This window comes from Rhodanobacter sp. ANJX3 (genome assembly GCF_014200755.1).
Taxonomy (GTDB): domain Bacteria; phylum Pseudomonadota; class Gammaproteobacteria; order Xanthomonadales; family Rhodanobacteraceae; genus Rhodanobacter.
This window is the reverse complement of record NZ_JACHCM010000014.1, coordinates 1-25,947: the sequence shown is the minus strand read 5'-3', so window position 1 is coordinate 25,947 and position 25,947 is coordinate 1. Positions and strand designations below refer to the sequence as shown.

Below are 25,947 nucleotides of genomic sequence, written 5' to 3'. Positions count from 1 at the left end.
GCCGGAATCGGCAACCTGTTTCTGGATAGACGACCTCGGCCTTCCAGGCCGAGGTCCGTCAAAATATCCAAGACTCGCTACCCCGTGAATCGAAAGGCTGCTCCGCTTAAGTGAACAGCATTACGCCTATTGGCGGGCTTTTTTTATCTGCCGTACTACCCAATAACGCCGCCGCTTGTGGCACTCGATACGCTTGAAAATCAGCGCAAGCCCGTCTCCGCGCGCGCGATCACCATCCGCTGGATCTCGCTGGTGCCCTCGTAGATCTCGGTAATCTTGGCATCGCGGAAGTAGCGCTCCAGCGGCATCTCTTTCGAATAACCCATGCCGCCGTGGATCTGCACGGCCTGATGGGTGATCCACATCGCCGCTTCCGAGGCGGTGAGCTTGGCGATCGCCGCCTCGGTACCGAAGCGGCCGCCGGTCTTGTCGGCCTCGCCCTTCTGCCACGCGGCGCGCAGGGTCAGCAGCATGGAAGTGTCGAGCTTGCACTTCATATCCGCGATCTTCGACTGGGTCATCTGGAACGTGCCGATCGGCGCACCGAAAGCCTTACGGTCTCGCGCCCACTGCAGGGTGGCCTCGTAGGCCGCGCGCGAGATACCGATCGCCTGCGAGGCAATACCGATACGGCCCGCGTCCAGCACGCCCATGGCGATCGAGAAACCCTTGCCCGCTTCGCCCAGCAGATTTTCCTGCGGGCAGACGTAGTCGTGGAATTCGATCTCGCAGGTAGCCGAGGCGCGAATGCCCAGCTTCGGCTCGCTCTTGCCGGCATGAAAGCCCGCCAGCTTGGTATCGATGATGAAAGCCGACACGCCGCGCGCGCCCACGCCCGGCGTGGTGATCGCAAACAGCAGAATATAGCGCGCCACCGGGCCGGAGGTGATCCAGCTCTTCTTGCCATTGATCACCCAGTCGCCCTGCGCGTTTTTGGTGGCGCGGGTGTGCATGGCCGAGGCATCGGAGCCCGACTGCGGCTCGGTCAGCGCATACGCGCCGATCGCCTCGCCGGTAGCGATGGCGCGCACGAAGGTCTGCTTCTGCTCCTCGGTACCGTGCTTGAGGATGGCATTGCAGAACAGCGAATTGTTGACCGACATGATGGTCGAGGTCGCCGCGTCGGCCGCGGCGATCTCGATCATCGCCAGCACGTAGGCGATCGTATCCATCGCCGCACCGCCATACGCTTCCGGTACCTCGATGCCCATCAGGCCCAGCTTGCCCATCTCGCGGATGTTCTCCAGCGGAAATTCGCCCTTGGCGTCGAATTCGGCGGCCACCGGCGCGATGCGCTTCTGCGCAAAATCGCGGGCAATCGACTGGATCGACAACTGATCTTCGGTAAAGCTGAAATCCATCGAAAAGCTCCGCAGTGAGAGTGGCAGCCGGCCATTGTAGCCGTGGCGGTCAAACGCGCTTGTGCGAGCGCAGCATCGGCGCTCGAGTCGCGTGGGACACCGCGCAGTTACGGAAAAATGGCCGGCGCGGACGCAGCCGGCAAGCGCAGCATCTTGTCGCATGCGCGCCGGACTGAACGCAGCACGCATCTCCTTCGTCTCGACGCTTGACGCCCCGCCAAACCACGCCTAGCCTTGTCATCTCTTTATCGCGATATAAGGATGCTCAATGGATCTGACCAGTGCTTCCAGCGTGCTGCGCCTGCTTGCGGATCCGACCCGGGTCCGCCTGCTGGCGCTGCTCGAACACGAGGAGCTGACGGTGGCCGAACTGGCGGCCGTGCTGCATCTCGCCCAGCCGCGCGTCTCCACCCATCTGGCCAAATTGAAGGAGGCCGGGCTGGTGCGCGACCGTCGCGCCGGCGTATCCGCCTATTACCGTGCCAACAGCGAGGGCGAGGAGGCGCAGCGCAAGCTGCTCGACTCGCTGCGCCAGAGCATCGACGACGCCCTGCTGCGCGAAGACACCGCACGCCTGCCGGGCGTGCTGGCGCAACGCGCGAGCACCGAAGGTTGGGCCGACACCGTCGCCGGCGACATGGAGCGACATTACTCGCCCGGCCGCACCTGGGAAACCCTGGCACGCTCGCTGCTGCAGCTGCTGGAAACCGGCGACGTGCTCGACATCGCCTCCGGCGACGGCATCACCGCCGAGCTGCTGGCGCCGCACGCCAGGTCGATCACCTGCGTGGACTCCAGCGAACGCGTGGTCGACGCCGCCGCCAAGCGGCTGCGCGCGTTCACCAACGTGCAGGTGATCCAGGGCGACATGCAGGCGCTGGAGCTGGGCGAGCAGCGCTTCGATCTGGTCTTGATGCTGCATGCACTCACCTACGCCGAAAATCCGGCCAAGGCCGTCGCCGAGGCATCGCGCGTGCTGCGCCCGGGTGGTCGCCTGCTGGCGGTGACGCTTGGCCAGCACGATCACCGGACCGCGGTCGAGCCGTTCGATCATCGCAATCTCGGCTTCTCCGGTGACCAGCTGCGCGAGCTGGCGAGCAGCGCGGGTTTGGACGTCATTAGCTGTCACCAGATCAGCCGCGAGCGCAAGGCGCCGCATTTCGAAGTGATCAGCCTGCTGGCGCGCAAGCCGCATTGAACCGATCGCCGCCAACACCATTTGAAACACCGCCTCGCGACACGCGAAGCAAAGCACCAAGGAATCATCGTCATGAGCGCCCTGCCCTGGTTACACCCCGACCGCGTTGCCCTGCTGGAACAGGCGCTGCATCAGCGCATCCTGATCCTCGACGGCGGCATGGGCACGATGCTGCAGGCGCACGAGCTGGATGAAAGCAGCTTCCGCGGCGACCGCTTCGAGCACGGCCACGACGGCCATGCGAAATCCGCTGACGGTCACGCGCACGAACACGCCGGCAACTGCGATCTGAAAGGCAACAATGACCTGCTGACGCTGACCAGGCCCGACATCATCCGCGGCGTGCACGCGGCCTATCTCGAAGCCGGCGCCGACCTGGTCGAAACCAACACGTTCAACTCCACCCGCGTCAGCCAGGCCGACTACGGCCTGCAGCATCTGGCTTACGAACTGAATCTCGAAGGCGCCCGACTGGCGCGCGCCGCCTGCGACGACATGACGGCAAAAACACCCGATAAACCGCGCTTCGTCATAGGCGTGCTCGGCCCGACCAGCCGCACCGCATCGCTGTCGCCCGACGTCAACGACCCCGGCTTTCGCAACGTCACGTTCGAGGAGCTCGGCGAAAACTACACCGAGTCCGCCAACGGCCTGATCGACGGCGGCGCCGACGTGATCATGGTCGAAACCATCTTCGACACGCTCAATGCCAAAGCCGCGCTGTTCGCGCTGAGCGAGCTGTTCCACCAGCGCGGTGCGCGCGTGCCGGTGATGATTTCCGGCACCATCACCGACCGCTCCGGCCGCACCCTATCCGGGCAGACGGCCGAAGCGTTCTACTACTCGGTCGCACACGCGCGGCCGCTGTCGGTGGGCTTCAACTGCGCGCTCGGCGCGGAAGACCTGCGCCCGCACATGCAGACGCTCGCCAGCATTGCGGAAAGCTACGTCAGCACGCATCCCAACGCGGGCTTGCCGAATGCCTTCGGCGAGTATGACGAATCGCCCGAGCACATGGCCGGCGTGATCGGCGGCTTCGCGCGCGACGGTCTGCTCAACCTGGTCGGCGGCTGTTGCGGCACCACGCCGGCGCACATCAAGGCGATTGCCGAAGCCGTACGCGACTGCGCGCCGCGCGTGATTCCGTCTGCCACGCAAGCGGAGGCCGCGTAAGTGAGGCGATATACCCGCCTGTCCGGCCTGGAACCGCTGGTCCTCACACCCGAACTGCTGTTCGTCAACGTGGGCGAGCGCACCAATGTCACCGGCTCGGCGCAGTTCAAAAAGCTGATCAAGGAGGAGCGCTATGACGAGGCGATCGACGTGGCGCGCCAGCAGGTCGAGAATGGCGCGCAGATCATCGACATCAACATGGACGAGGGCCTGATCGACTCCGAAGCGGCGATGACCCGCTTCGTCAACCTGATCTCCTCCGAGCCCGACATCGCGCGCGTGCCTTTCATGATCGACTCGTCCAAGTGGACGGTGATCGAGGCCGGCCTGCGCTGCCTGCAGGGCAAGGGCATCGTCAACTCGATCTCGATGAAGGAAGGCGAGGCGCAGTTTCTCGACCACGCGCGCAAGGTGCAGCAGTACGGCGCCGCCGCCGTGGTAATGGCGTTCGACGAACAGGGTCAGGCCGACACCTGCGCGCGCAAGGTGGAGATCTGTTCGCGCGCGTACGAGCTGCTGACGCGCGAGCTCGACTTTCCACCGGAAGACATCATCTTCGATCCGAACATCTTTGCCGTGGCCACTGGCATCGAGGAGCACAACAACTATGCGGTGGACTTCATTGAAGCCACGCGCGAGCTGAAAAAGCGCTTTCCCGATTGCCATATCTCCGGCGGCGTTTCCAACGTGTCGTTCTCGTTCCGCGGCAACGACACCGTCCGCGAGGCCATCCACTCGGTGTTCCTGTACCACGCCATCAAGGCCGGCATGGACATGGGCATCGTCAACGCCGGCTCGCTGGCGATCTACGACGATCTCGATCCCGAGCTGCGCGAGCGGGTCGAGGATGTGGTGCTCAACCGCCGCGACGATTCCACCGAGCGCCTGCTCGAGATCGCCGACAACTACCGCAAGAAAAAGGGCGAGGCCGCGGTCGAAACGATCGCCTGGCGCGAGATACCCGTACGCGAGCGGCTCAGCCACGCGCTGGTCCACGGCATCGACCAATACGTGGTCGAAGACACCGAAGAAGCACGCCAGCTGTCCTCGCGCCCGCTCGACGTGATCGAAGGCCCGCTGATGGACGGCATGAACGTGGTCGGCGACCTGTTCGGCGCCGGCAAGATGTTTCTGCCGCAGGTGGTCAAGTCCGCCCGCGTGATGAAAAAAGCCGTCGCCTACCTGCTGCCCTTCATCGAGGAAGAAAAGCTGCGCACCGGCGACATGGGCAAGAACAACGGCAAGATCATCATGGCTACGGTCAAGGGTGACGTGCACGACATCGGCAAGAACATCGTCGCCGTGGTGCTCCGCTGCAACAATTTCGAGGTGATCGATCTCGGCGTGATGGTACCGGCGCAGAAAATTTTGGAAGCGGCCATTGCCGAGAACGCCGACATCATTGGCCTGTCCGGCCTCATCACGCCCTCGCTGGAAGAAATGAGCCAGGTCGCGCGCGAAATGCAGCGGCAGAACTTCCATATCCCGCTGATGATCGGCGGCGCCACCACCTCGCGCGCGCACACCGCGCTGAAAATCGAGCCGCACTACAAATCGCCTACCGTGTGGGTGAAGGACGCCTCGCGCGCGGTCGGCGTGGCGCAGTCGCTGGTCAGCAAGGACCTGGTCGAAGAGTTCATCGCCAAGATTCGCCTCGAATACGCCGACGTGCGCGAGCGGCACAAGGACCGCGGCCCCGGCAAGCAGCTAGTGCCGCTGGCCAAGGCACGGGCGCAGCGCTTTACGTGCGACTGGCAGGCCTACGAACCGCCGGTACCGAAGACGCCGGGCATCACCGTGTTCGACAATTACGACCTGGCCGAGCTGCGCCAATACATCGACTGGCTGCCTTTCTTCAACGCCTGGGAGCTGGCCGGCAAATTTCCCGCCATCCTCGACGACGACGTCGTCGGCGCGCAGGCGCGCGAGCTCTACGCCGATGCCAACCGCATGCTCGACACGCTGATCGCCGAGCGCTGGCTCACCGCCAAGGGCGTGATCGGCTTCTGGCCGGCGGCGAACATCGGCGACGACATCGAGGTCTACGCGGTCGACGCCGCGCCGAAGGTCAAACCTCTGGCCACGCTGCGCCATCTGCGCCAGCAGGTGGAGAAGCCGGCCGATCGCCCAGACTTCTGCTTAGCCGATTTCATCGCGCCCAAGGACAGCGGCGTCAAGGATTGGGTCGGCGGCTTTGCCGTTACCACCGGCATCGGCATCGAGCCGCACGTGGCCCGCTTCGAGGCCGACCACGACGACTACTCGTCGATCATGCTCAAGGCCCTGGCCGATCGCCTGGCCGAGGCGTTCGCCGAGCGGCTGCACGAGCGCGTGCGCAAGGAGTTCTGGGGCTATCAACCGGACGAGACGCTGGCTAACGACGACCTGATCGCCGAAAAGTACCGCGGCATCCGCCCCGCTCCCGGCTACCCGGCCTGCCCCGAGCATTCGGAAAAAGCCACGCTATTTGAACTGCTCGACGCCACCGAACACACCACCATCGCGCTGACCGAAAGCTTTGCCATGCACCCGACGGCAGCGGTGTCCGGCTGGTACTTCTCGCACCCGCAAAGCCAATATTTTGTGGTCGGCAAGCTCAGCCGCGACCAGGTCGAGGACTATGCCAAGCGCAAGGGCTGGTCGCGCGATATGGCCGAACGCTGGCTGGCGCCCTACCTCGGCTACGAGGTCGAGTAAGCGATCAGGCGTGGGCGATCAAGTGGCGAAGTCCGGCCTGGGATCAGACTTCGCTCTCGACCACGTCGCGGCGCTTGACCTCGCGCATGTGCACAATCAGGTTGTACACCGAGACAAACGCCGGGAAAAAGTTCGACAGAATGCCGACCGAGTCGTTCTTGCCGATGATGAAATAGCTCAGCAGCAGCGCGCTGCCGATCACCGACAGCCACCAGAACGACAGCGGCATCACCACGCGCTTCAGTTTGCGCGTGTAGTACATCTGCACAAACCAGCGGCTGGTAAACATCAGCGAACCGATCAGGCCGACCAGTTTCCACGGCGTAATCTCAAAGCCGTGCAGCGCCGCGACAATATGGTTGAGCTCGTGCTGCAGGAATTCCATCGGGGGCGGCCTCGTAAGTCAAGCGCGGCAGTTTACCAACCCTCGACGCCAGCGGATGCCCCGCCGCAACCCCGCAGCCCGGCGGTTTAGGCTGGCGCCAGCAAGCCAACGATTGACCCGGCGCCCCGCTCCCCGTATATTTGCGAGCTCTCGGCGGGCGATTAGCTCAGCGGTAGAGCACTGCCTTCACACGGCAGGTGTCGCAAGTTCGATCCTTGCATCGCCCACCACTAGTTTCAGTAATACATGCACTTACGAAAAAGCCCGACTTCCGCCAAGTCGGGCTTTTTTTGCTTTTTACGACTCGAGTGTTCCATAGGCGTTCCGCGTCTATCCCTGTCCATCCCTGTCCATCACTGTCTACCTGTGGGCTGTTCCATCGGAGTTCCGCATGCACCTTCTGGTCGGCTGGATTCTCGACGGCAGCGTCTGATCTCTCATTCCTTTTTCGTCACTGCAAAGCGCTTGGCAACACCACTACGGGCAGCAACCCTCATATCCGCTCTGTTAGGGATTTCCGACCGACTGATCTTGGCGCCATACGCCACCATCGGGATCCCAATAGCCTTTGGCACCATCTGGTGTCCCCAGGCTAACAATGATGGGGCCAAAGAAACGTCGCAGTTCCACTTGCAGGTCTGCGAATGGCGGCGGCTCAAGGGTCGGTGGATTACGGCGAAGGAAGCCACTCCAGAGACCTCGATTCTCGGCAATTGCCGCGAAAACCTCGGTCAGGCCCACGGGCATCTCGGTTGGAAAGGCGGTCTCCCGGCGCCGGAGCGTGCCACTAACCGCCTCGACGAGGCTCGGCAAATCGAAGCGAAAAGTGCGTGTCGTGACCCAGATGTCGTGGAAGTCCTTGATCCGGCCGTTCGCTTCTCCGAAGCGGATCATCGCCTCGAATTTCTCGGCAACCACGGTTTCGGGTGGGTACATCAGGATGTTTGCCTGCGGTAGATCTGGCAACAGACCAGGGAAATTTCTCCGCTTTGGCAGGGGGTAAACGTAGTCGCCGAAGCCGATGTCGACCTGTACGCGAATGACGGCTCTGGCCAATTCGCCGTCCAAGCTCAGCTGGACGCCCTGGTATTTATCGTCTTCGCGGACCGCGTCGACCTTCAAGCTGGCTGGATCGAACCTGATGCCGTCATCAGGGACTTCGATCCGGCAAATGCGGATGAAGAGTTCGGCAATGGCATTCGGATCGGGGTTGCCCTGGCCCAATAGATCGAGATCCCCCGTGGGTCGGAACACATGCTCAGGCCACGTGACGAACAGCATGGCCCCCTTGAGCACATAGCGCTCGACCGCCTCTGTCTGACTCAGACGAAAGAGCAGGCGCTCGATCGCGTAGCGCGTCAGGACACGCTGATAGTCGTCTCCGTGCTGTTTTGCGTGAGCGAGGAGTCTGGCCCTGATGGATGCCGCCGGATTCTTGGTGATCTTGAACTTCATTGCATGGCCTTGATGAGTGGGTCCATCTGGCCCCTGACCCGATCGATGGCGGCGAACTTCATCAGCTCACTTGGAGAGGTCTTACGTTGCCGCAGCGCGTCGCGCAGCGCCTCAATGGCGACGTCCTCGCCGACATGGCGGCGGTGTTTGAAGCAATCGGCGACCGTCTTCGCGACGCCGTAGATCGGCACCTCGACTCCTTCGATTTGGATATGTTCAATGCCTGCCGTGAGAGCTTCGCCAGTCGCCCGGACGATTTCGAGCCGCAGTCCTGTCGGGTTGGGTGTGCGGGCCTTATGGGGGATGGTCATCCAGACAGCGTGGGGCAGCTGGGTAGTGAGCCCGTGCTGACGTAGGGCGCTGACTAGACTGATGACTCCGTGCGGGACGAGACGTGCGGCTTCTGCCAGATCGTGTGCAATGTTTTCCCCACTGCGTTCCGGATCCTGGTAGAGGCCGCGGCCGAGGCGGACGAGGTCACCAGCGTCGGTCAGTCTCTTCAGATAGACGAGAGGGATGCCGGCCGCTTTGAAGTCTCTCGCTCGCACGATGCCTCGTGCCTGGACGAGGCTGAAGGCGCGTTCGCGATAATTACTATGACGTTCGATCATTATGTTATCTATTGTTTACAAAAAATATAATTTGTCGACAAAAAAGATTTATTGAAGAATGTTAGCTGACGTCATATATTTCATATGACTATGAACTCGTCAACTCCTCCCCCTGATCTCACGCCCAAGCACGTACGGGCGGCGCGCGCCCTTTTGGCATGGTCGCAACAGGAACTGGCCAAGGCAGCCGGTGTGGCGACTTCGACCGTTGCTGACTTCGAACGGGGACAGCGAACCCCCGTCGCCAACAACGCTCAAGCCATTCGGGGCGCTCTGGAGGGCGCTGGCATTCGATTCCTGCCCACGGGTGCCATCATCGGGCCGCCCGTTCCGATCATCACAACTTCCGAACGTCCGGGAGCACCGGTTCGTTGGGTCAGCGCTGAGGATCTTTCCGCGTGGGCTAACCGCACCGACGGCGCTGTAAGTCTCCCGACGCTTCTCGCTCATCTGATCCGAGCGACCCATGGCGCGGCAGCACAACTTCGTTTTCCGTCAGACGAAGGGGTTCGCCATCCGGGTTGGGATGGGCTGACTTCATCCGAGGTTGGTAGCACATACGTGCCCAAGGGTGATGCCGGCTGGGAAATTGGGACTCAACGCAGCAACATCGTCCAGAAGGCGAGCGAGGACTATCGAAAGCGAACGGCAGAGTCAGCACCGCTCAATCCCGCTGATGCGGCATATGTGTTCGTCACGCCGCGTCACTGGCCGAAAAAAGACGAGTGGGCCAAGACACGTCAGGAGGAGGGTCCATGGCGGGAGGTTCGCGTCTACGACGCCAATGACCTGGTTCACTGGATCGAACAAACGCCGGCGGTCGGCCTCTGGCTAGCAACTCGCCTAGATAAACGACCACCGGGGACACGGGAGCTGGAAGAGGTCTGGAAGGAGTGGTCGCTCGCTACCCAGTGGCCTCTGACTGAAGACCTCGTTCTCAGCGATCGTGACCAAGATGCCGTCGACGTCCTACGTTGGCTTCGCGGTGAGCCATCCGTGCTCTCCCTTCGGACGACTACTGCTGAGGAGGTGGTGGCGTTCTTTCATGCCACCCTCAGTGAGCTGCCGGATGACATGGCGACTGCCTATCGCGCGCGCTGCCTCGTGGCGACTACTGCCGCCGCAGCCAGGGCTCTCGCCAATGCGCCTGCACCGCTGATCTTGCTGTTGACCGATCCCGAGCCTGGTCTTGCCCAGACTCTTGCGGAGAAAGGGCACTACGTTCTGCAGGCCTACGATGAACGATTGATTGGGCGTGGCGAAGTGCGCACGCTTGCCCGACCTTCGCGCGAGGGGATTGCTAGCGCTCTGGTCAGCGCTGGTATCGCCGAGCCGAGGGCCAAGGCGCTTGCTCGCGATAGTGCCCGAAACCTCGCTGTCCTGCGACGCTTGATTCCGGGGGCTCCCGGACGCCTCCCACGATGGGCGGAAGAGTTGCCGCCGCATGCGCTGCTGGCGGCGCTGCTGGCCGGGGGCTGGGATGAGAACGCCGAAGCTGATCGGGCTCGACTTTCGGAGCTCGCGGATCAGCCCTACGAGGCGATCATTACTGCCTTGGCTCCCTATGTTGGGGAATTCGACAGCCCGCTGCAAAAGGTCGGTTCGACTTGGCGCATCACCTCTCCGTCCGATGCATGGGTTTTGCTCGCGCATACTCTGACAAGCACCGACATTGCCCGTTTCGAGGCGGCGGCACATGCCGTTCTGGGATCGGCAGATCCGCGCTTTGACATGGATCCTGATGAGCGTTGGATGGCGGATGTTCGCGGAGTGCACCGTGAATATTCAGGAATGCTGCGCCACGGTATCGGTCAGGTGCTCATCCTGCTTGCGCTTTGGGGTGATCGTGTCCGAATCGTTCCGGACGCAAGTCGGCGAGTTGACGCTATCGTCGGCAAGCTACTGCGGAACGCCGATCAGCGACGGTGGTGGTCGCTGTCTGGTGACTTTCGGCTGTTGGCTGAGGCATCGCCGGATGCCTTCCTGACGTCTATTGAGGACAGCCTTGACCAAGACGATCCGCCTATCGGCGCTCTCTTCGGCCACGATGATGGCGGTGTGTTCGGAGCTGAGCATCTGTCAGACTTGATGTGGGCACTTGAGTCTCTGGCATGGTCACCGGAATGGATGCCGCGGGTGACTCATATTCTGGCGCGCCTTGATGCGATCGACACCAAGCCGCGCCGCTATTCGAATGGGCCGGCCAATAGTCTGCGCGAGATCCATCTGCTTTGGATACCGCAGACCTATGCGAGTTTGGACCAGCGGCTTCGCGCTCTCGATCTCATCCGAAAGCGTGAAACAAACGCCGCGTGGAAACTGATGCTCGGCATCCTGCCGCAAGGGCACGACACCTCAACTCCATCACCCACGCCACTTTGGCGCGACTTTACTGTCGATCAGGTCGAGACCATAACTTGGGGTCTCATTGGGCGTGGTGCTGCTGCAATCAGCGAGCGCTTGCTGGCAGATGTTGGTCTGAGCCCAGCGCGCTGGTCGCACCTACTTGACCGCCTCGGTGATCTGGCTCCGGACATCGAACCAGCCATCATCGCGCTAGAGGCGGCAGAGCCACAAATCACCGATAAGGCCGACCGCGGGATTCTTTGGGGCAAGCTCCGTGGTGTGCTTCACCATCATCGACAGTTCCCAGACGCGCAATGGTCGCTATCGAGTGCCGTGCTGGATCGCCTGGAGTTCGTCTACCACCGCTTCGCGCCGACCGATCCGCTTGAGCAAATAGCGTGGCTATTTCAGCAACCCGTTCTACTGCCAAAACCTTCTTCGACAGGCTGGGAGGCTGAACAGCGAGATGTCGACGCCGCTCGACAGCAGGCAGTGCAAGCCCTTTACGCGAAGGACGGGCTGTCGGCGGTACTGTCGCTCGCCCGACTGGCAGAGGCCGCCGGTTATATCGGCAAGGCACTCTATGATAGCGGCCTGCCGATCGCTGACGTCGACGCGCTGATTGAGGCCGCTGTTCGAAGTGATGACGCCCACGAACGGGATGTTGCCCACGGTCTGATTATTTCCTTTTTCCGTGACCGGAAAGAGCCCTGGGCAGAGGCCTTGATCGCTAAAGCAAGAGCAGAGAACTGGGGCGACACCGCGCTGCTGACGATTCTTCGCGCGCTTCCGACAGTGCGCTGGACCTGGGATCAAGTGGCCCAGATCGACGGGGATCTGGAAACGGCCTATTGGCGTCTTGCGCCAGTGCTCTGGATGGACGAAGACAGCGAAGAAGTTGCTTATGCCATCCGCATGCTGATCCGTGTCGGACGCGCTCGGCATGCCCTGCCGCTTGCGGCACATGGCAACAAGGTTCAACTACCCTGCGAACTGTTGGTCGAGGTACTGCAGGAAGCGGCTCGACAGCCGTTCGACAACAACGGCGACGGCAACGAAGCGACCATGTTCCAGCACTATGTCGCCGAAATTCTCCAGCTTCTCGACGCGCGCGATGATGTCGACCGGGACGCGCTCATTGCGCTTGAGTGGAACTACCTGCAGGTACTGGAGCATTCCCGTCGGCCGGCGAAAGCACTGCTGAGGGCGCTTTCTGAAGATCCGTCACTATTCATCATGATGCTGAGTGCGGTCTACAAGGCCAACGAGGAGAGCGGCGTCGTTGAGCCCGAACCCGAGAACCCAGAGCAAGCGCGGGCGGTCGCCACGCAGGCGTATCGGTTGCTTGGGCTCTGGAATCGGATTCCCGGGACACGCGACGACGGTACGCTCGATGGCGAGGTTCTTGAATCGTGGATAAAGGAAGCGCGGACCTTGGCCAAGGCTGCCGGCCGAGAAGAGGTTGCAGATAGCCGTATTGGAAACATGCTGTCAGCCTCGCCAATAGGCGCGGATGGCAACTGGCCGGCGGAGCCGGTACGCGAGGTGATTGACCTCTTCCGCAGCAAATCAATGATCGAGGGGTTCCACATCGGTAAGAGCAATCGGCGCGGTGTCACGACCCGTTTGCCGCGCGATGGCGGCGAACTTGAGCGCCAAGATGCAGCAAAGTATCGAGCTTGGGCAAGAGCAATCTCCTATGCGCATCCTCACACGGCCAAGGCACTTGATGCCCTTGCTGATGGGTACGAATGGCAGGCGCGACTAGAGGATGAAAGAGTGGAGCGTCTCGACTGGCAGGCTTAGATCCCACCGGTCAACATCAGGAGTGTTCATTAATGACAGACAGAAAAGAAGCTGTTGAAGCTTGGTCGCGCGAAGACCTCGTGGACACAGCCAAACGTATTGCGTTGATCACGGGCTGTGTGATTACAGGCGTGTTCTTTTTGTACTACCTACGATTCTCACATTGGCCCGAGCTACCACGCACACTCCGAACGCTGATCTTTGGTTTGGAATCAGACAAGCAATTTTCTGATGCTCAGGAAGCATGGAGCCAGTTCGGTGAGTTCGTTGGTGGCACGCTCGGTCCTGTTCTTAGCGGTCTCGCGTTTATCGCCTTATTGTTCACCCTGCTTTTGCAGCGAGAGGCCATGCTGGCGGCAAAAAGGGACTCTGCTAACACCCTCAAGACTCTCTCGGAACAGACATGGCTGTCCTTAGAGGCCGCACGTTTGCAAGCATTGACGGCTGCCCTAACCGTAACTTCAGAAGAACTTCGTCAAGTGCAAGAGACACGCCTACCCAACTCTACGGAAAAAGCTGAGGATCTGACCAAACGAAAAGAGCAACTGGCAGGCGAGATCATCGAGATCAATAGCCGCTTGGCCCTTCAAGCGAAGGCCAAGGCTTCACCATAGCAGCCGCCGCCGTTGCCCACAGCACACTGATCAACAGTCCGGCACCAGGCCAAAATCGTAACCATTTATGGAGCAGTGCATTATGCGATTGAGATCACACAAAAATGATCTGAAACTGTATTGACGCAACGACGCGGTGGCGTAATGCTCACCTCATGGACTCCGATGCACATCATACGGACACTTATTCCACCGCACAGGTGGACGAGATGATGCACACGCTTTTTGGGGAGACTCCAGAGCTTCCAGTACTCGATGTGCGACCTCAGATCCGAGCGCTCAATGCGCAGCTACGGGCCCGTAGTGCAGTTGCATCGGCGAGACACAACGCCAAGCAGGCTGGGCAATCCAACACACACGCGCACTTGATTCGTTTAGGTATTCTCGTTGGCAGCGCGGCGAAGGGCTTAACTGCGCGCTGGCGGCGCACCCTGCGCTCAGAACTTGGACTGGCATCCGGTTTGCTGGGGCGCGAGTTGGTAAGTCCGCACGCAGAAGCTCTTTGCCGCGCCGCAGTTGCCATTCGCGCTCAGGCTCATGCAGCCGCGTCAATCGCGCAGAGAGCGCGGGAGAGCGCGCGCAATCATGCAGTGAATTACGTTCACCACTTTCCAACGCGCGCCGCAACGGCGCGCGCCGCAGCCCTCGCCTAACCGACGGCTGCACATCCTGAGCGCGCGCGAGCGCGCATATCCGAATCACCAGGAACAAAGCCGCCGGCCTGAGCCGAGCGGTTTTTCGCGCGCGTGCGCAGCGGCATGGCCGGCGGTCACGGAGACACACATCGTGACCATCAGCACCCCAGATCCATACGTGTTAGCGGCCGTCGAGCTCCTTGACGGTGCGATTAAGCCCTTGAACGACGGCCTGCGCCGAATTGGGTGGACAGGCAACCGACGGGCAATCCACGCGCGTCTTGTTGCCGGCACTCTGCCGATCGCACCGGTTCGGATTGGCCGGCACTGGTACATCACCGCCGGCGCAGTTGCAGAGCTCCTGCGAGGTAATGCCGCGCCGCCTCCTCCACTTGCACCACCTACGAGTACGAGGCGCGCCCCCGGCCGGCCGCGCGGCACGACGCGGAGGGCGCCAAAATGAAGCACACGGATCTACTCGTGCTCACGGCGTTAATCAAATCCGAACTGGGTGCCGACGATGCCAAAATTGAGCAATGGATCAAGATTGGCCGCCGGAACAATTTGGCCGGCGACCTAGATTCGTTGAGTTCGATGTGGCTGGCCATGCACGATCCCTCATGGTACGGGGGAAGCAGAGGCCCGCAACCCGCTGACAAAATCAAGCGCGCATTGGAGATCGAGGGCGATCGGCAATCGGCGCGATCTGTCGATTGGGATCCGAGCACTCCGGGCGCGATCGAGGCAGCTGAGTTGCTGGCCGCAGCGATGTCGACGAGCAGCAGCAGGGGCCGCCGTCGAGGGACTAGTCCTCAATCCGACCGCCGAGCCGCCGCGCGTGTTCGCCGGGCGATAGTCGGTGGGCAAGCAAGCTTTGCCGGTATTGGCTGGGGGGCTGGCTGACCATGAGCGTGCGCGCGCTGAACTGGGCATTCGAGCTTGACCTTCCCCCAACCCGGAAGGTGATTATGTTGGCGCTCGCCGACCACGCCAACCACGACGACCGATGCTGGCCCAGCATCAGTCGACTTGCTCGAATTTCGCGGGTTGATGTACGCACTGTCCAGCGCGCTCTGCGGGCGTTTGAAGCCGCGGGGCTGGTGCAAGCCAGAGCAGATAAAAGAAATTCAGATGGAGGCCAAACGTCCAACGTTTATACGCTGATGATCCCCCCTGACAAAATGTCACCCCCTCCCCCCCGGCACAATGTCACCGGGGCGGTGGCACCTGTGACACGGGCTGGGGTGACACCTGTGTCACCCCAGGAACCACCATATAGATCCAACAATGAAGCAGCAGCACGCGGGAACGCCAGTGACGTTGCTGCTGCAACCGACAAGCAGCGTAAGCCCAAAACCCGGCGACCAAGCGGAATCGTTTGTTACATCGAGCAGGATCATGATGATCGGCCCGAAGCTGGGCGGATCGAGGGTGATGCCAACGCGGGCGAGATTGCCACGGCGGTGGCAGCAGTTCGAACGCAGATTGTGCCGAGGACAGGCCGGCACAGAGAGCCGACACCCGGGCCTGTGTGGGACGAAATCTTGCGCGCCCGCCAAGAAAAGCAGCGAGCGGAATGCGCGGAACACGCCGAAGCCTTGAGGCGAAACGCCAAAACAAAACAAGCCGAGATCGAAGCCGATCCAACCGCGCGGGCAGCGCGGGAAGAAGCCGCCCGGAAAGCAATGACCGAAGTCGCTGCCGCTCTCGGTCTACGCCCAACGGTAAGTTAAAAGAAGCCGGCGAACGCCAAGCGTTGATGAACTTGATGGTCGGCGCGATCGGCAGCTATAAAAACCCGAGCTCGCATCGAAAAATGGATATTACGCGCGACGAAGCACGTGAAATAATTGTCGTCGCATCTCATCTTCTCAAGATCGTCGACTCAAGGGCAGCGCCATAGTGGCCTTCTATCTATACATCCTCGGCGTACTCGCCACTGGTGGCCTCCTGGCCTGGAACCTCTATCGCCGCAACAGAATGAGCACCGAGCCGAGCAACGACGACTCCGCAGCAGCGATCAAATTTATCGGCTTTGGCCGCACTCCTTACGAACTGATACCGGACGATCGTCCACCTGCCTCGGACTGCTATGTGAAGGACGGGGCAGGCAGTTCGGTCGCGACCTTCGAATCGATGTCTCTGAGCGGCGACACCCTGCATATCGACCACTTCGCACTGGACGGCTCCCTAAAAGGCAGCGGCTTGGGTGAGACCGTGCTACGCGGATTCGCTCGACTGGTGGCAGAGCAAGCTCCACAGATCAATCGCATCACGTTCGATTTATACCGCGTCAGCGAAGGGAGCGATATCGTCAAGCTTGCGCAGGCGCGCTATGCCCTGTTGAAGAGGATCGGTGCCCACTCAGTGTTTCAGCGTCAGCCTAATGAGTACCGCATCTGCGTCAGCGGCACATGGGACAAACCACATTGGAGCAACTAAGGCGTAGACACATCGATTCAAGACCGACGTGTGCGTCGTTTCATCGCTTCGGGTTCTTTGCGTGATCGTTCTCCCCGAAGGTGCATATCACAGAACTCGATGGTGATGGGCGACATAGTGCCAAGCGCAGCATTGAAAGGCTTGATGAGGTCGAGAACTCTTGCTCCACGATCAACGAAGATCTTCAAGTCGAAATAAGCCGTGATGTTATCCCTATAGAGGGCAACCGCTTCGCAATACTGACTAAGCAGCCCCATCAATTCAGCGATTCTTGTCTTGAAGAAAACAGAGTTGACCGCTTTTACGTCGACCTCTTTGGTGAGCACAGCATGTATGCTCGTAACCGCCCCCGCGCCCAACGTCGTAACCAGAGGTGCGTGAAGCACATCCTGCATATCCTTGTAGACTGCCTCTAGCCAACGGACGTGGCGATCTGCCATTTGACGCTCCCGATCACGCTCAAGCAGCGCATATTGCAAGCGCAACGTCCAAACCACTGCGATCAACGCGAGAAAGCTCAATAGCGGGCCAGCCACCCCACCGACATAGGTGCCGAAGTTGGCCCAATCTGAGACGTGGTGGGAAAAGGGTGAACCGAAACCACCCAGCCAGTGATAGGCCGCAAGTGTGCCAGCAAGCACCACCAGGCCCAGCAGCGCAAAGACTATGACTGCCACGTTCCTCGCCCCCTCGTTTATGCCTTCCCCCTGTGGATTAAGGGGTTCGAGCTGATACTAAGTCAACTGACGGCACGCAGCTCGTCCCAGCAAGTGGTGTATCGAGGCGACAAGTTCTGACGATGCATCGTCCATCTGCGCCCACCCTTGATACCCGCGTGCCCAATGCCCATCGAGCCCCTCCCCCCGCTGTTGGAGTTTTCGCGGTCAACACGCAGCGAAAAGACTCACTGGCAGTTGGACGGCCAGTTATCCACGGGGCACCACTTCTGTGCGGCAGCGGTAGCTGCCGGCGCCGGTGCCTGTGCGGCCGACTTGGTGAACTGCTCAAACATGGTCTGTTGCGCGTTCTGTTCGGCCACCACGTGCCGAACCTCAATGTGCCCGGCAATCAGAAGCGACACGAGAGCGGTCGCTGACAGCAGGACGCGCATGTTCTCGATGGCGAGGCCGGCCACCATGTTGGCCAGGTCGGCGATGGTGTCGATGAGATTCTTCATGGTGTGCTCCAAGTTCAGTGAAGTGCAGTAACCGCGCTTGCGGCGGCGTGCGTAGTCGCGCTGCTCGATGGACATGCTGGCCGGATGCGTCATGGTGGTCATGTCTTGTGCCTCTTGGTCGTGAGATGGCTGCTGCTTCGGCTTCTCCCGTCCTGCCTCGGAGGGAGCCTGCTTTTCGGCTTCTGGCTGGAGGCTCGCGCGCTTTTGAAATTGATCGATCACACCTATGCACTCCATTTGAAGTCCTGCCCCGTCGGTCGCCTTGTAGCGACGGGCGCAGAGGCAGGAAGCGGATGCAAGGGGGCTCTTGAGTGAAGACGTTCAGTGTCCGGTTCAGCCGTGTCGGCTGAATCCGGCGCTGGGCGTCGGAACGCCCTTGCATACGCGTACTGCCTCTGCGACCGCTTGAGCGAAAAGGCGACCGACGGGGTAGGACGCCTGGAGTCCTGGATCGAGGCGATTTCATGCGCGAGCTGGAAGCCGCTTTGCGCTCCTACCTCTCGAAATCCATTGTCGGACACCGCCTTTCTCGCACAATACAAAAACGGCCTCGGTCACAGAGGAACACCGATCTGCAGCCCGATGAAGCCGCTCGCGCGCGCACCAAAATTGGGGACAGCAAAAAAACTCGCGGCCATGCCCGATGGTGATTCGATTCGAAACAACGCTGTGCCCATCGCCGGCGACGTCGGGATCTCACTTCGGCGATAGCCGGACGCAACACCACCTGACAAACCCGCATCCACGTGCCAGCCCTGCGGGTTGCCGATGTGGATTGGCGTCCACTCTGCAAGGGCGTAGGCCGTCAGACGTCGATAACTGTTGTCGTAGGCTCCCACTGAAAGCGCCCAGTCTCCCGCGCTTCCCTCAGGGCGATAGGTGATACCCAGGCCGGGGTTGATCTGGTTGAGGTCGTGACGTGCCCACTGTTCGCCGTGGATGCTGACCGTGTTCACATCGAGCAGGATGTCTGCCGCGTGCGCAGGCACCGACGCGCCGAATCCGCCAATACCAGCGAGCAGGAATCCCACGGCAATCACCGCCTTTTGCCAGCTCTTCGCTTGGTTGATCACCTTTTGAAGGTTCTCTGGCGTGAGTAACTTTTTTTCCACCACGGGCGCGGGCTCGTCCGTCGATGGCTCCGCGAGTGTTGGTGATTTGGGAACCGGGGCTGGCTGCGGCGTGACCGTGGTATTCGATTGGGGCGCCAAGCCAATGAGACCTGGCAATTCATGATGATGTCGGCGGATAAGTAAACGAATCGCGGTTCCGCGATCGCGAGGGGACAGCGCACGCAGCGCGACGGCGGCCGGTTCATCATCGTGGAGTCGGGTTTCTATGCGCACTGGAATTCTCCGGGTCAGGTGAGGCAACCGAGTGCCGCCTCTATCTGTTAGGAGTTTTCGTGATCGGGATTTCCCGGCATTGCACGTCAAGGCCCGTTGTCCCCCGGCAAATGCCGGCAGACAACGACAAAGACCGGCGAAGTCCGACAATTGCCGGGCTTCGCCGGTGCACTCATCACCAGCTGTATCCAACACCTGCACCCATCGTCCGCTCGTAGCCAGAGATGGCACCGTGGATCGAAAATGACACGCCGCTGTTGAGCACATGGCGATAGCCGACGGCGACCGCACTGTGGCCTCCCGCGAATCCCGCACCGACAGCCATGCTGTTGTCGCCGATGAAGTTGCTGGCCATCCCAGTGGCGGCACTACCTTCGGCCGCCACACGCGCCACGGCCTCACCCAGCTGGCTGAACTTCCAGTCGGTGTAGGCGTTCGCTTCGTGCAGCGCCGCCGCGGTCTGTGCATCGGTGTAGCTCTGCGCCCACGACCGCACCTGTTGTACCTGCGTGTCGGTGTAGTCGTCGGCGGTCCTCACGGCGGCCTGCTGGGCGGCCTGCACCTGGCCGACGTTGGCGGCATCGGTGGCGGCCGACCCGGCGGCCAGATTGTGGATCTGCGTGCCGTCTGCACCCGCCAGTGTCACGCTGGTCTTGCTGCTGCTGTCGTAGTTCACGGCCAGCGGATCGCTGGTGCCGGCGGGGCCTTGCGGGCCGGCGGGGCCGGCGGGGCCGGCGGGACCAGCCGGCCCTTGCGGCCCGGCCGGGATGTTGTCCACGAGGGTGTTCACGGTGTTCAAGCCGTTGTCCAGCGCGAGCAGCGCGCCGCCCACGTTGTTGTAGGTGCCGACCGCGCCCAGCGCCGTCAGGACATACGATGGGGCGGTGAACACACCACCGTTGAAGGTGGCGCCGCCGCCGAATGTCGCCAGGCCCGGCGTCAGCTGCTCCACGTTCACCGCGTCGTTGCTGTTGATGCCGTCGGCCACGTTAACGATGCGGCGCGTGTTCCCCGGACTACCCACGCTCACAGTGTCGTCTTCGTCCGCCACGCTGTCCATGCCGATGGCGACACTGCCCGCGCCGGTGGCCTGTGCGCCGTAGCCCAGCGCGATGCTCTGCGGGCCGGTGGCCGCCGAATCCGAGCCCAGCGCGATTTCGCCGGTTCCGCCGGCACTGCCAGCAATTGTATCGTCGCCCATTGCGAGCGCATCGGTGGTGGTGGCCTGCGCATTGAAGCCACCGGCGACGCTCGATGAACCATTGGCCGTGGCCTGCACGCCAATGGCCGTGCTGAAGACGCCGCTAGCCGCCGTTAACTCGCCTACGGCCGTGCTGGCCATCCCACTGGCCGTAGCCTGCTGGCCGATGGCTGTGCTGGACATGCCGCTGGCCTGCGCGTACTCGCCCACGGCCACGCTGGCCGTCCCGCTGGCGGAGGCGCTTATACCGAACGCATTCGAATCGACGCCGGTGGCCTGCGCACCGTTCGAATTCGTGGTGGTGGCCGCGCAAGGCGTCGGGTTGCCCTGGGAGTCGGTACCGCCTGTACACACGGCAGCATACCCACCAGCATCGGTCACTTGCGTGCCGGTGGTCTGCGCGTGGACTGACGCTGGTGCAAGGCAGGCTGCGATCGCAGCTGCCACCGCAGCAGCCGTAAACATTGGAATGTGTCGCATGGGTGGGTCTCCTTTTGATGTCCCACCCGTTGCGAGTTTTCGCGTTCAATGAATCAAACCGCTGAGTGCTGCTACCTCACATACAATTACTTTTGGCTATCCGGATTTGGCTGTGGGCCACCACATAGCATGGTGGTCACGCGTTCCTGGTCAGCACTGCCGAGGGAGCGCTACCGGCTCGCCATTGGCGTCGATAACGCCGTAGGACAGCGATCCGAAACTACGCATGTCTGGTTCATTGCGCATGGTCTCGGCGGTCATCGGGATGACATCAAAGTCGTCGATGGTCAGCACGCGCTGCCCCGCCTCGTTCCTGGCCCCTTCGCGCAGCCGCCGCACGATGAAACCACCGTCACGCACAGGCGCCCGAGTGCCATTGCGAAGAACGATCCACAAGCAAAGACCGTCGACGAAGATCCTCTCGATGCCGTCACGGGCCATCTCGGCCGCTTCGGCGACCGTGGAGAAGAAACCGTAGTAAACCTCAACCTCGAAGTCCTCCGCCTGCCATGTGGTGACGGATTGATAGGTGCTCATTTCGCTTTTTCCTTTGAATGTGAAAGCAGATTTTGGTGTGGTGGCCCACAGCCAAGCACGGATAGCCTTACCTTTCTCCTGCGATGACGCGGCTGTGGTAGGCATCGATCATGGCCACGAGCGCTTCTCGGCGGCGCATGTTTGTGTTGTCCATGATTTCTTCCAGCTTCCCGAAGGTCTCACTAGACAGCAGAAGATCAAGGCGTCGCATCTTGGGCCCTGACGGATCACGCGTCAGATACCGCATGCGCATCGCCTGGCGAGTCTTCTTTAGAGTGCTGCGATGTACTGGGCTGTAGCTCATGTTTGGATCTCCCGATGGCTTACCAGCGACGGCGACGGCCGCGCGTAAGGCCTGCGATGACAAAGAAGATGACTATTCCAGCGCATGCGAAAACAAGCGTCGCAGGCAACCCAAGGTGCCTCACGATTTTGAAGATCGTCGCGTAGATGAGGCCGTGGATGATGGAAGAGAGCAAGGCGTGAAGCATCGTGGTTGGCTCATTGGTGATGATGCACGCCACGCACGATCCGGCGGACGTGTCATGCAGGGGATATCGAACTGTCGCGCGTCCCGGATCTCCGTCCACGACGAGTTCTCACCTATTGGATGTTTTCGCGATCACGTCAGAGCATCACCGGCAGCGCTGTGGCCACACCCGCCGCAATTGCTGCCATCGCGGCAACCAGCATCAGGCGTTCATGCCGGTCGGGCCAAACAAGTGCGACCTTCGCTGTAAAGAATCCGGCGGCGACGGCTATGCAACCGACAGACGCTGCGATGGCGTTCCCACTGAGCAAAGCTTCGAGCAGTGCAATGAATGGAATGAGGCTGGCCACCAACGCCACACCCGCACGTGCGTGTTCATTGCCCTGTCCATGACCAGCGGCCGCAAGGCCGACCAAGCTGGCACCCGCCGCAGCGGCCGTCACCGCAGCACCATGGTTCGTGATATGCGCCAATGCCAGCCACGTGAGCGCTGGCCACGCCACAAGCGGCATGGCGACCCGAAATAACCAGCGGATTGCCGCACCTTGTCGTCCAGCCAGCATGGGTGCGAACAGCTCCATAGTTGCCAGCAAAAGTGCGATGCCGATGGCCGGCCCGGTAGGCAACACAATGTCGAAATAGAGGAACCCGATCCAGCACAGAAGTGCCGCAACAAGCAACCGGATCAGGAAACCTTCGAGCGCGTTTTGCATATTCAGTCTCCAGGATCACAGGAAGTTGAGAGGGCCGTTTTCAGCGTTCATCTGCTCGGCCTCAGATTCCGCCTCGTCCCCCTCGTCATCGAACCCAGACGGAAAACCCGCAGCCGATCCTTCCAAGGCTGGCTGCACGAGCGCAGGCGCTGCCGTAGGCAAAGAACCATTGCGCCAGGTTGCAGACTCGATAAGCCGTGCGGCACCTGCACTGCGAGCTTCGGGGAACGACTGCACCAGCTTGCCGAGCGTGTCTTCGATGTGGATGACCAGTTCGACGCCCACCGGCGGCTCCTTTCGACGCACGCGTAACCCCATCAGCTCACCTGGGTGGATGACGGGATCGCGCACCACCTGCTTTGTCTTTCCCTGCACGGCACCACTTTCGGCGGTCGAATTGATCCGCATGATTTCTCGCTCACCCACACGCTTGCAGACTGCCTCGGCGGTCTTGTCGCTGCTGCGCATGTAGATCCGAGTGGACTGCATGGCAAGCATTGGCGCGGCCTTCTCACCGCCCACCTTCGCCGACAACTGGGATTCGTCCTGCAACGCCGTGACCATCCGTATGCCACGCGATCGGCCCAGCTCCGCAATCTGCTGAATCTTCGCAAGCGCCGTTGCACCAAGCTGCGGAAACTCGTCGAACACACTCCAATATCCGCCTGCGGAGTCGGCACTGATTTCCGGCAAGAGAGGACTCGATGCGATGGCTGCTACGCTGGCGAGCATCGCGCCAAAGATGCTTTCGCAAGCCGTCTGGTAGACCGTATGGCTGTTCAGCACAACGATTTGCACGTCGTCATGGGCTTCCCGTAATTGCCAACGCCGAAGACTAAAGCGCTCCCTGTCGCTGTCCGTAGCGTCCAGCGCGGCATAGTTAAGAAGCCACGTTGTGCCGGTAGCCATGACCGACAACACAGCCTTTTCGCCCTGCGTCAATTCATCCGCGTCGATGAACGCACTTGGCATGAGCGTTTTTATCTGGGCATTACCCTCTGCAGCGCGACGGATGAGCGTGAAGGGATCGCCGCTGAGCGAACTGGCAAGATCCTTCCAGCTCCATACAGAACCATGACGCAGTTCCGCGCGGATCAGGCCGGCGATCACCACACCCGCACTATCGTGGAAGACCTTGTTCTGACCTTCGCCTCGACCCGCGACGCTTGCACCGAACTCGTCTGCGAGTGCCGGGCTGTCAATGTCGGCACTCGCATCCCACACTGCCGCGCGTTCATCCCACGGGCCAAGAAGAACCGTGCACTTCGCGTTGTAATAACGCTCGATAAAGTCCCCTTTCGGGTCATGCAGGATGATTCGATCACCGCGAGTAATAGCCTGGTCGATGATGCTCGTCAGTAGCACCGTCTTGCCGCTACCTGGCAGACCAACGGCATAGACATGCCCGACCTCACGCGACCGGGCTAGATGGACGCCACCGATTTCGATACCGCGCACACCTCCTCTCTGCTGCCCAGCACTGAACTGCTTTACCTCTCCCTCCTGTAGCGCCCGTACCGCAGCGATTGGATCGGAGTAATAGCGCGCTCCACGACTGTGCGAGTCGCGCTCCTGCGTGCTGGCCAGCCAGCCGCCAAGAGCCGCGCCACCACAAGTGAGACAAAAAGCGATGGCGCTCTGCACGAAGCCCCATCCCCCAGCAGCGAACGTCGGAATCAGTGACGGCATGCCAACCGCAAAGGGCGTCGCAACAGCCAGCCCAAGCGACGCGCCAAGTACTGCACCGGCCGCGATTTCCTCTATGCGAACCTTGATCTGCATGTCAGGCCTCCTCACCCTTCGGTCGATGGGCAATAAGCACCAGCCGCAACGCGACCTGCATCCGCAGTAGCAGTGAAGGTCGTAGCCAGCGTGCGCATTTACGCCATCGGCGGCGCTTGTGCTGGATCAATGCCCACAGCACATAGGTTTCGCGTGCGTCCTCGTCCATCGACGCCGGGAATACGCCTGGTGCCTCGAAGCGGCTCAGCCACGCGTGCTCCTCGGCCGATGTGGGAATGCCGTGATCTGTGGTTTCGTAGTGGTGATATTCATCCGACACCCTCGTCGCTCCTATGACTGCGGAGCGAAACGCCCCACCTATCTATTAGGAGTTTTCGCGGGCTGCCTCCTGCGCATTACTCTCAGAAAAAAGCTGTCGCTGCTGGCGTTCGGACGAGCGCGGCTTTGATAAATCGTGTTGACAACTACCCGCCTGGCGGTAGCAGAATACGCGCACGACTCATCGCCGCAACGGCAATCAGTCATCCATAGGGGATAGTGATGATACGGACGTTTTCGTTTGGGCGCGTAGCGAGGCAGGCGGGCCTACTGCGCGCGCAACGCTTTTATAGCGGCTGCCGATCGGCGCCAATAAAAATATCACTGTTCTCCGCTCACATGTAGCCGTGTGAGTCTTTTCCATGGCTGAGGGCCTTGTCAGCTTTCCTACGCTGCTCGTGCGCGTTGCCTACGACTCCAAGACTCATGACCCGATAAATCGATCGAACGCTATCGCGTAACGACTCTAGACATTTACCACTCAAAACCCTGTGTGGGGGGGAACCCGTGTTTAAATCTCGATTTAAGATTAGTTTTATGACCGCCTGTCTATTTTTCGGCGTGTCGCAAATCGCGATGGCGCAACAATTGGATGGCCCGCACTCTTCCGAGCAAATTAATGGCCCTCCTCCTACTGCTACTCCCTTGCCAAAAGTATTCGTAACTGATCAGGCCTACAAACCGTTTGATATATCGTCCACGTGGGGACAAGGTTTTTCCCTAACGCCAGGCTCCGGTGGCGCAATCAGCTGGGCCAATGGCCACCTATTTTCCTTCAACAATCCCAACAACTCTTCCACCGACCCTAAGAAGGACCCGAATGGCGGTCCTTGTAGCGGAAATTATCAAGGAGCTCCGATTGATGTAAGCAAAGGCACCAAACTGGAGACGTACACCCTCTTTTCATTGCCTGGTGAGATGGGGTTGAAATACGAGCTTTATTATCATAATCGGGGGATCAATCCTTGGTCGGACGATTCCTACTATTCGCTGGACACGGCCTGTGGCTATGACCCCAATTACAACGGCGGTCCTTGCCCAGGCGTCAAGTTTTATCGTGCCGATGGATCGACCATCCTTTTCAATGGGACGGCAGGTAAGGGCCCGTTTACCGAGAGCGGTGCCGGTAATCTGGCGACGCTAACCTACAACAGCGCCTCGGCTACCTACACACTGCAGGACGAGGATGCTACCACCAAGGTTTTTAGCAGCAACGGCG

Annotated in this window: 21 protein-coding genes and 1 tRNA gene; 9 read left to right on the top strand and 13 right to left on the bottom strand. The window is 60.9% G+C overall.

From position 1 onward, the window contains the following. Nucleotides 1-200: 200 nt before the first annotated feature. Nucleotides 201-1,361: an acyl-CoA dehydrogenase family protein gene (locus HDE76_RS20390; protein ID WP_179481962.1), complete on the bottom strand. Its 1,161-nt coding sequence runs from the start codon at nt 1,359-1,361 to the stop codon at nt 201-203. A 268-nt stretch (nt 1,362-1,629) separates the two neighbouring features. Here HDE76_RS20390 and HDE76_RS20385 point away from each other — a divergent pair, with 268 nt between their 5' ends. The 3 genes from HDE76_RS20385 (at nt 1,630) to metH (ending at nt 6,429) form a co-directional block, all read left to right on the top strand. Further along, on the top strand, nt 1,630-2,559 hold the full coding sequence (locus tag HDE76_RS20385; protein ID WP_184510200.1) for a metalloregulator ArsR/SmtB family transcription factor: 930 nt from the start codon (nt 1,630-1,632) through the stop codon (nt 2,557-2,559). 72 nt (nt 2,560-2,631) lie between these two features. After that, nucleotides 2,632-3,732 carry a homocysteine S-methyltransferase family protein gene (locus HDE76_RS20380; RefSeq protein ID WP_184510198.1) on the top strand — a complete coding sequence of 367 codons (1,101 nt, stop codon included), beginning with the start codon at nt 2,632-2,634 and terminating at the stop codon, nt 3,730-3,732. Next, nucleotides 3,733-6,429, top strand: a complete 2,697-nt coding sequence (gene metH, locus HDE76_RS20375) for a methionine synthase (RefSeq protein ID WP_184510197.1) — start codon at nt 3,733-3,735, stop codon at nt 6,427-6,429. 43 nt (nt 6,430-6,472) lie between these two features. On the opposite strand, the gene HDE76_RS20370 is transcribed toward metH, so the two are convergent. After that, nucleotides 6,473-6,814 (bottom strand): lipid-A-disaccharide synthase N-terminal domain-containing protein, encoded by a 342-nt coding sequence (locus HDE76_RS20370; protein ID WP_179481954.1) that lies wholly within the window; start codon nt 6,812-6,814, stop codon nt 6,473-6,475. Nucleotides 6,815-6,969: 155 nt separating this feature from the next. On the opposite strand from HDE76_RS20370, the gene HDE76_RS20365 reads away from it, so the two are divergent. Beyond that, nucleotides 6,970-7,044, top strand: a tRNA-Val gene (locus HDE76_RS20365). A gap of 277 nt (nt 7,045-7,321) precedes the next feature. On the opposite strand, the gene HDE76_RS20360 is transcribed toward HDE76_RS20365, so the two are convergent. Together HDE76_RS20360 and HDE76_RS20355 are read right to left on the bottom strand one after the other, a co-directional pair. Then, on the bottom strand, nt 7,322-8,269 hold the full coding sequence (locus tag HDE76_RS20360) for a nucleotidyl transferase AbiEii/AbiGii toxin family protein (protein WP_179481952.1): 948 nt from the start codon (nt 8,267-8,269) through the stop codon (nt 7,322-7,324). After that, nucleotides 8,266-8,880: a type IV toxin-antitoxin system AbiEi family antitoxin domain-containing protein gene (locus HDE76_RS20355; protein WP_184510195.1), complete on the bottom strand. Its 615-nt coding sequence runs from the start codon at nt 8,878-8,880 to the stop codon at nt 8,266-8,268. The genes HDE76_RS20360 and HDE76_RS20355 overlap by 4 nt, the downstream gene beginning before the upstream one ends. A gap of 90 nt (nt 8,881-8,970) precedes the next feature. Here HDE76_RS20355 and HDE76_RS20350 point away from each other — a divergent pair, with 90 nt between their 5' ends. From HDE76_RS20350 to HDE76_RS20330, 4 genes are all read left to right on the top strand, one after another. Beyond that, on the top strand, nt 8,971-13,032 hold the full coding sequence (locus tag HDE76_RS20350; RefSeq protein WP_221262494.1) for a helix-turn-helix transcriptional regulator: 4,062 nt from the start codon (nt 8,971-8,973) through the stop codon (nt 13,030-13,032). Between the two features lie 32 nt (nt 13,033-13,064). Further along, entirely contained in the window at nt 13,065-13,646 is a 582-nt protein-coding gene (locus tag HDE76_RS20345; RefSeq protein ID WP_179481946.1) for a hypothetical protein, read from the top strand. Nucleotides 13,647-14,740: 1,094 nt separating this feature from the next. Further along, nucleotides 14,741-15,184, top strand: coding sequence for a hypothetical protein (locus HDE76_RS20340; RefSeq protein ID WP_179481945.1), 444 nt, complete (start codon nt 14,741-14,743; stop codon nt 15,182-15,184). 999 nt (nt 15,185-16,183) lie between these two features. Then, nucleotides 16,184-16,723: a hypothetical protein gene (locus HDE76_RS20330; RefSeq protein WP_179481941.1), complete on the top strand. Its 540-nt coding sequence runs from the start codon at nt 16,184-16,186 to the stop codon at nt 16,721-16,723. 17 nt (nt 16,724-16,740) lie between these two features. Here HDE76_RS20330 and HDE76_RS20325 read toward each other — a convergent pair whose 3' ends face one another. From HDE76_RS20325 to HDE76_RS20280, 9 genes are all read right to left on the bottom strand, one after another. Further along, complete coding sequence (locus HDE76_RS20325) at nt 16,741-17,400, bottom strand: hypothetical protein (RefSeq protein WP_184510191.1); 660 nt, start codon at nt 17,398-17,400, stop codon at nt 16,741-16,743. Between the two features lie 227 nt (nt 17,401-17,627). Then, complete coding sequence (locus HDE76_RS20315) at nt 17,628-18,122, bottom strand: hypothetical protein (protein WP_179481933.1); 495 nt, start codon at nt 18,120-18,122, stop codon at nt 17,628-17,630. A 332-nt stretch (nt 18,123-18,454) separates the two neighbouring features. Beyond that, nucleotides 18,455-19,246 (bottom strand): hypothetical protein, encoded by a 792-nt coding sequence (locus tag HDE76_RS20310; RefSeq protein WP_184510189.1) that lies wholly within the window; start codon nt 19,244-19,246, stop codon nt 18,455-18,457. 175 nt (nt 19,247-19,421) lie between these two features. Beyond that, the gene (locus HDE76_RS20305) at nt 19,422-20,927 is read right to left on the bottom strand and encodes a YadA-like family protein (RefSeq protein WP_184510187.1); all 1,506 of its coding nucleotides are present in this window, start codon (nt 20,925-20,927) and stop codon (nt 19,422-19,424) included. Nucleotides 20,928-21,077: 150 nt separating this feature from the next. Further along, entirely contained in the window at nt 21,078-21,464 is a 387-nt protein-coding gene (locus tag HDE76_RS20300; RefSeq protein ID WP_184510185.1) for a hypothetical protein, read from the bottom strand. 67 nt (nt 21,465-21,531) lie between these two features. Next, entirely contained in the window at nt 21,532-21,768 is a 237-nt protein-coding gene (locus HDE76_RS20295; RefSeq protein WP_184510183.1) for a hypothetical protein, read from the bottom strand. Nucleotides 21,769-22,091: 323 nt separating this feature from the next. Next, nucleotides 22,092-22,667, bottom strand: coding sequence for a hypothetical protein (locus HDE76_RS20290; protein WP_184510181.1), 576 nt, complete (start codon nt 22,665-22,667; stop codon nt 22,092-22,094). A 15-nt stretch (nt 22,668-22,682) separates the two neighbouring features. Next, nucleotides 22,683-24,449 carry a type IV secretion system DNA-binding domain-containing protein gene (locus tag HDE76_RS20285; RefSeq protein WP_184510179.1) on the bottom strand — a complete coding sequence of 589 codons (1,767 nt, stop codon included), beginning with the start codon at nt 24,447-24,449 and terminating at the stop codon, nt 22,683-22,685. Between the two features lies 1 nt (nt 24,450). Next, a complete protein-coding gene (locus HDE76_RS20280) occupies nt 24,451-24,729 on the bottom strand; it encodes a hypothetical protein (protein WP_184510177.1) in 279 nt (92 codons plus the stop codon). Between the two features lie 536 nt (nt 24,730-25,265). Here HDE76_RS20280 and HDE76_RS20275 point away from each other — a divergent pair. Continuing rightward, nucleotides 25,266-25,947: hypothetical protein (locus HDE76_RS20275; RefSeq protein WP_184510175.1), on the top strand; the 682-nt coding region annotated here is incomplete at its 3' end.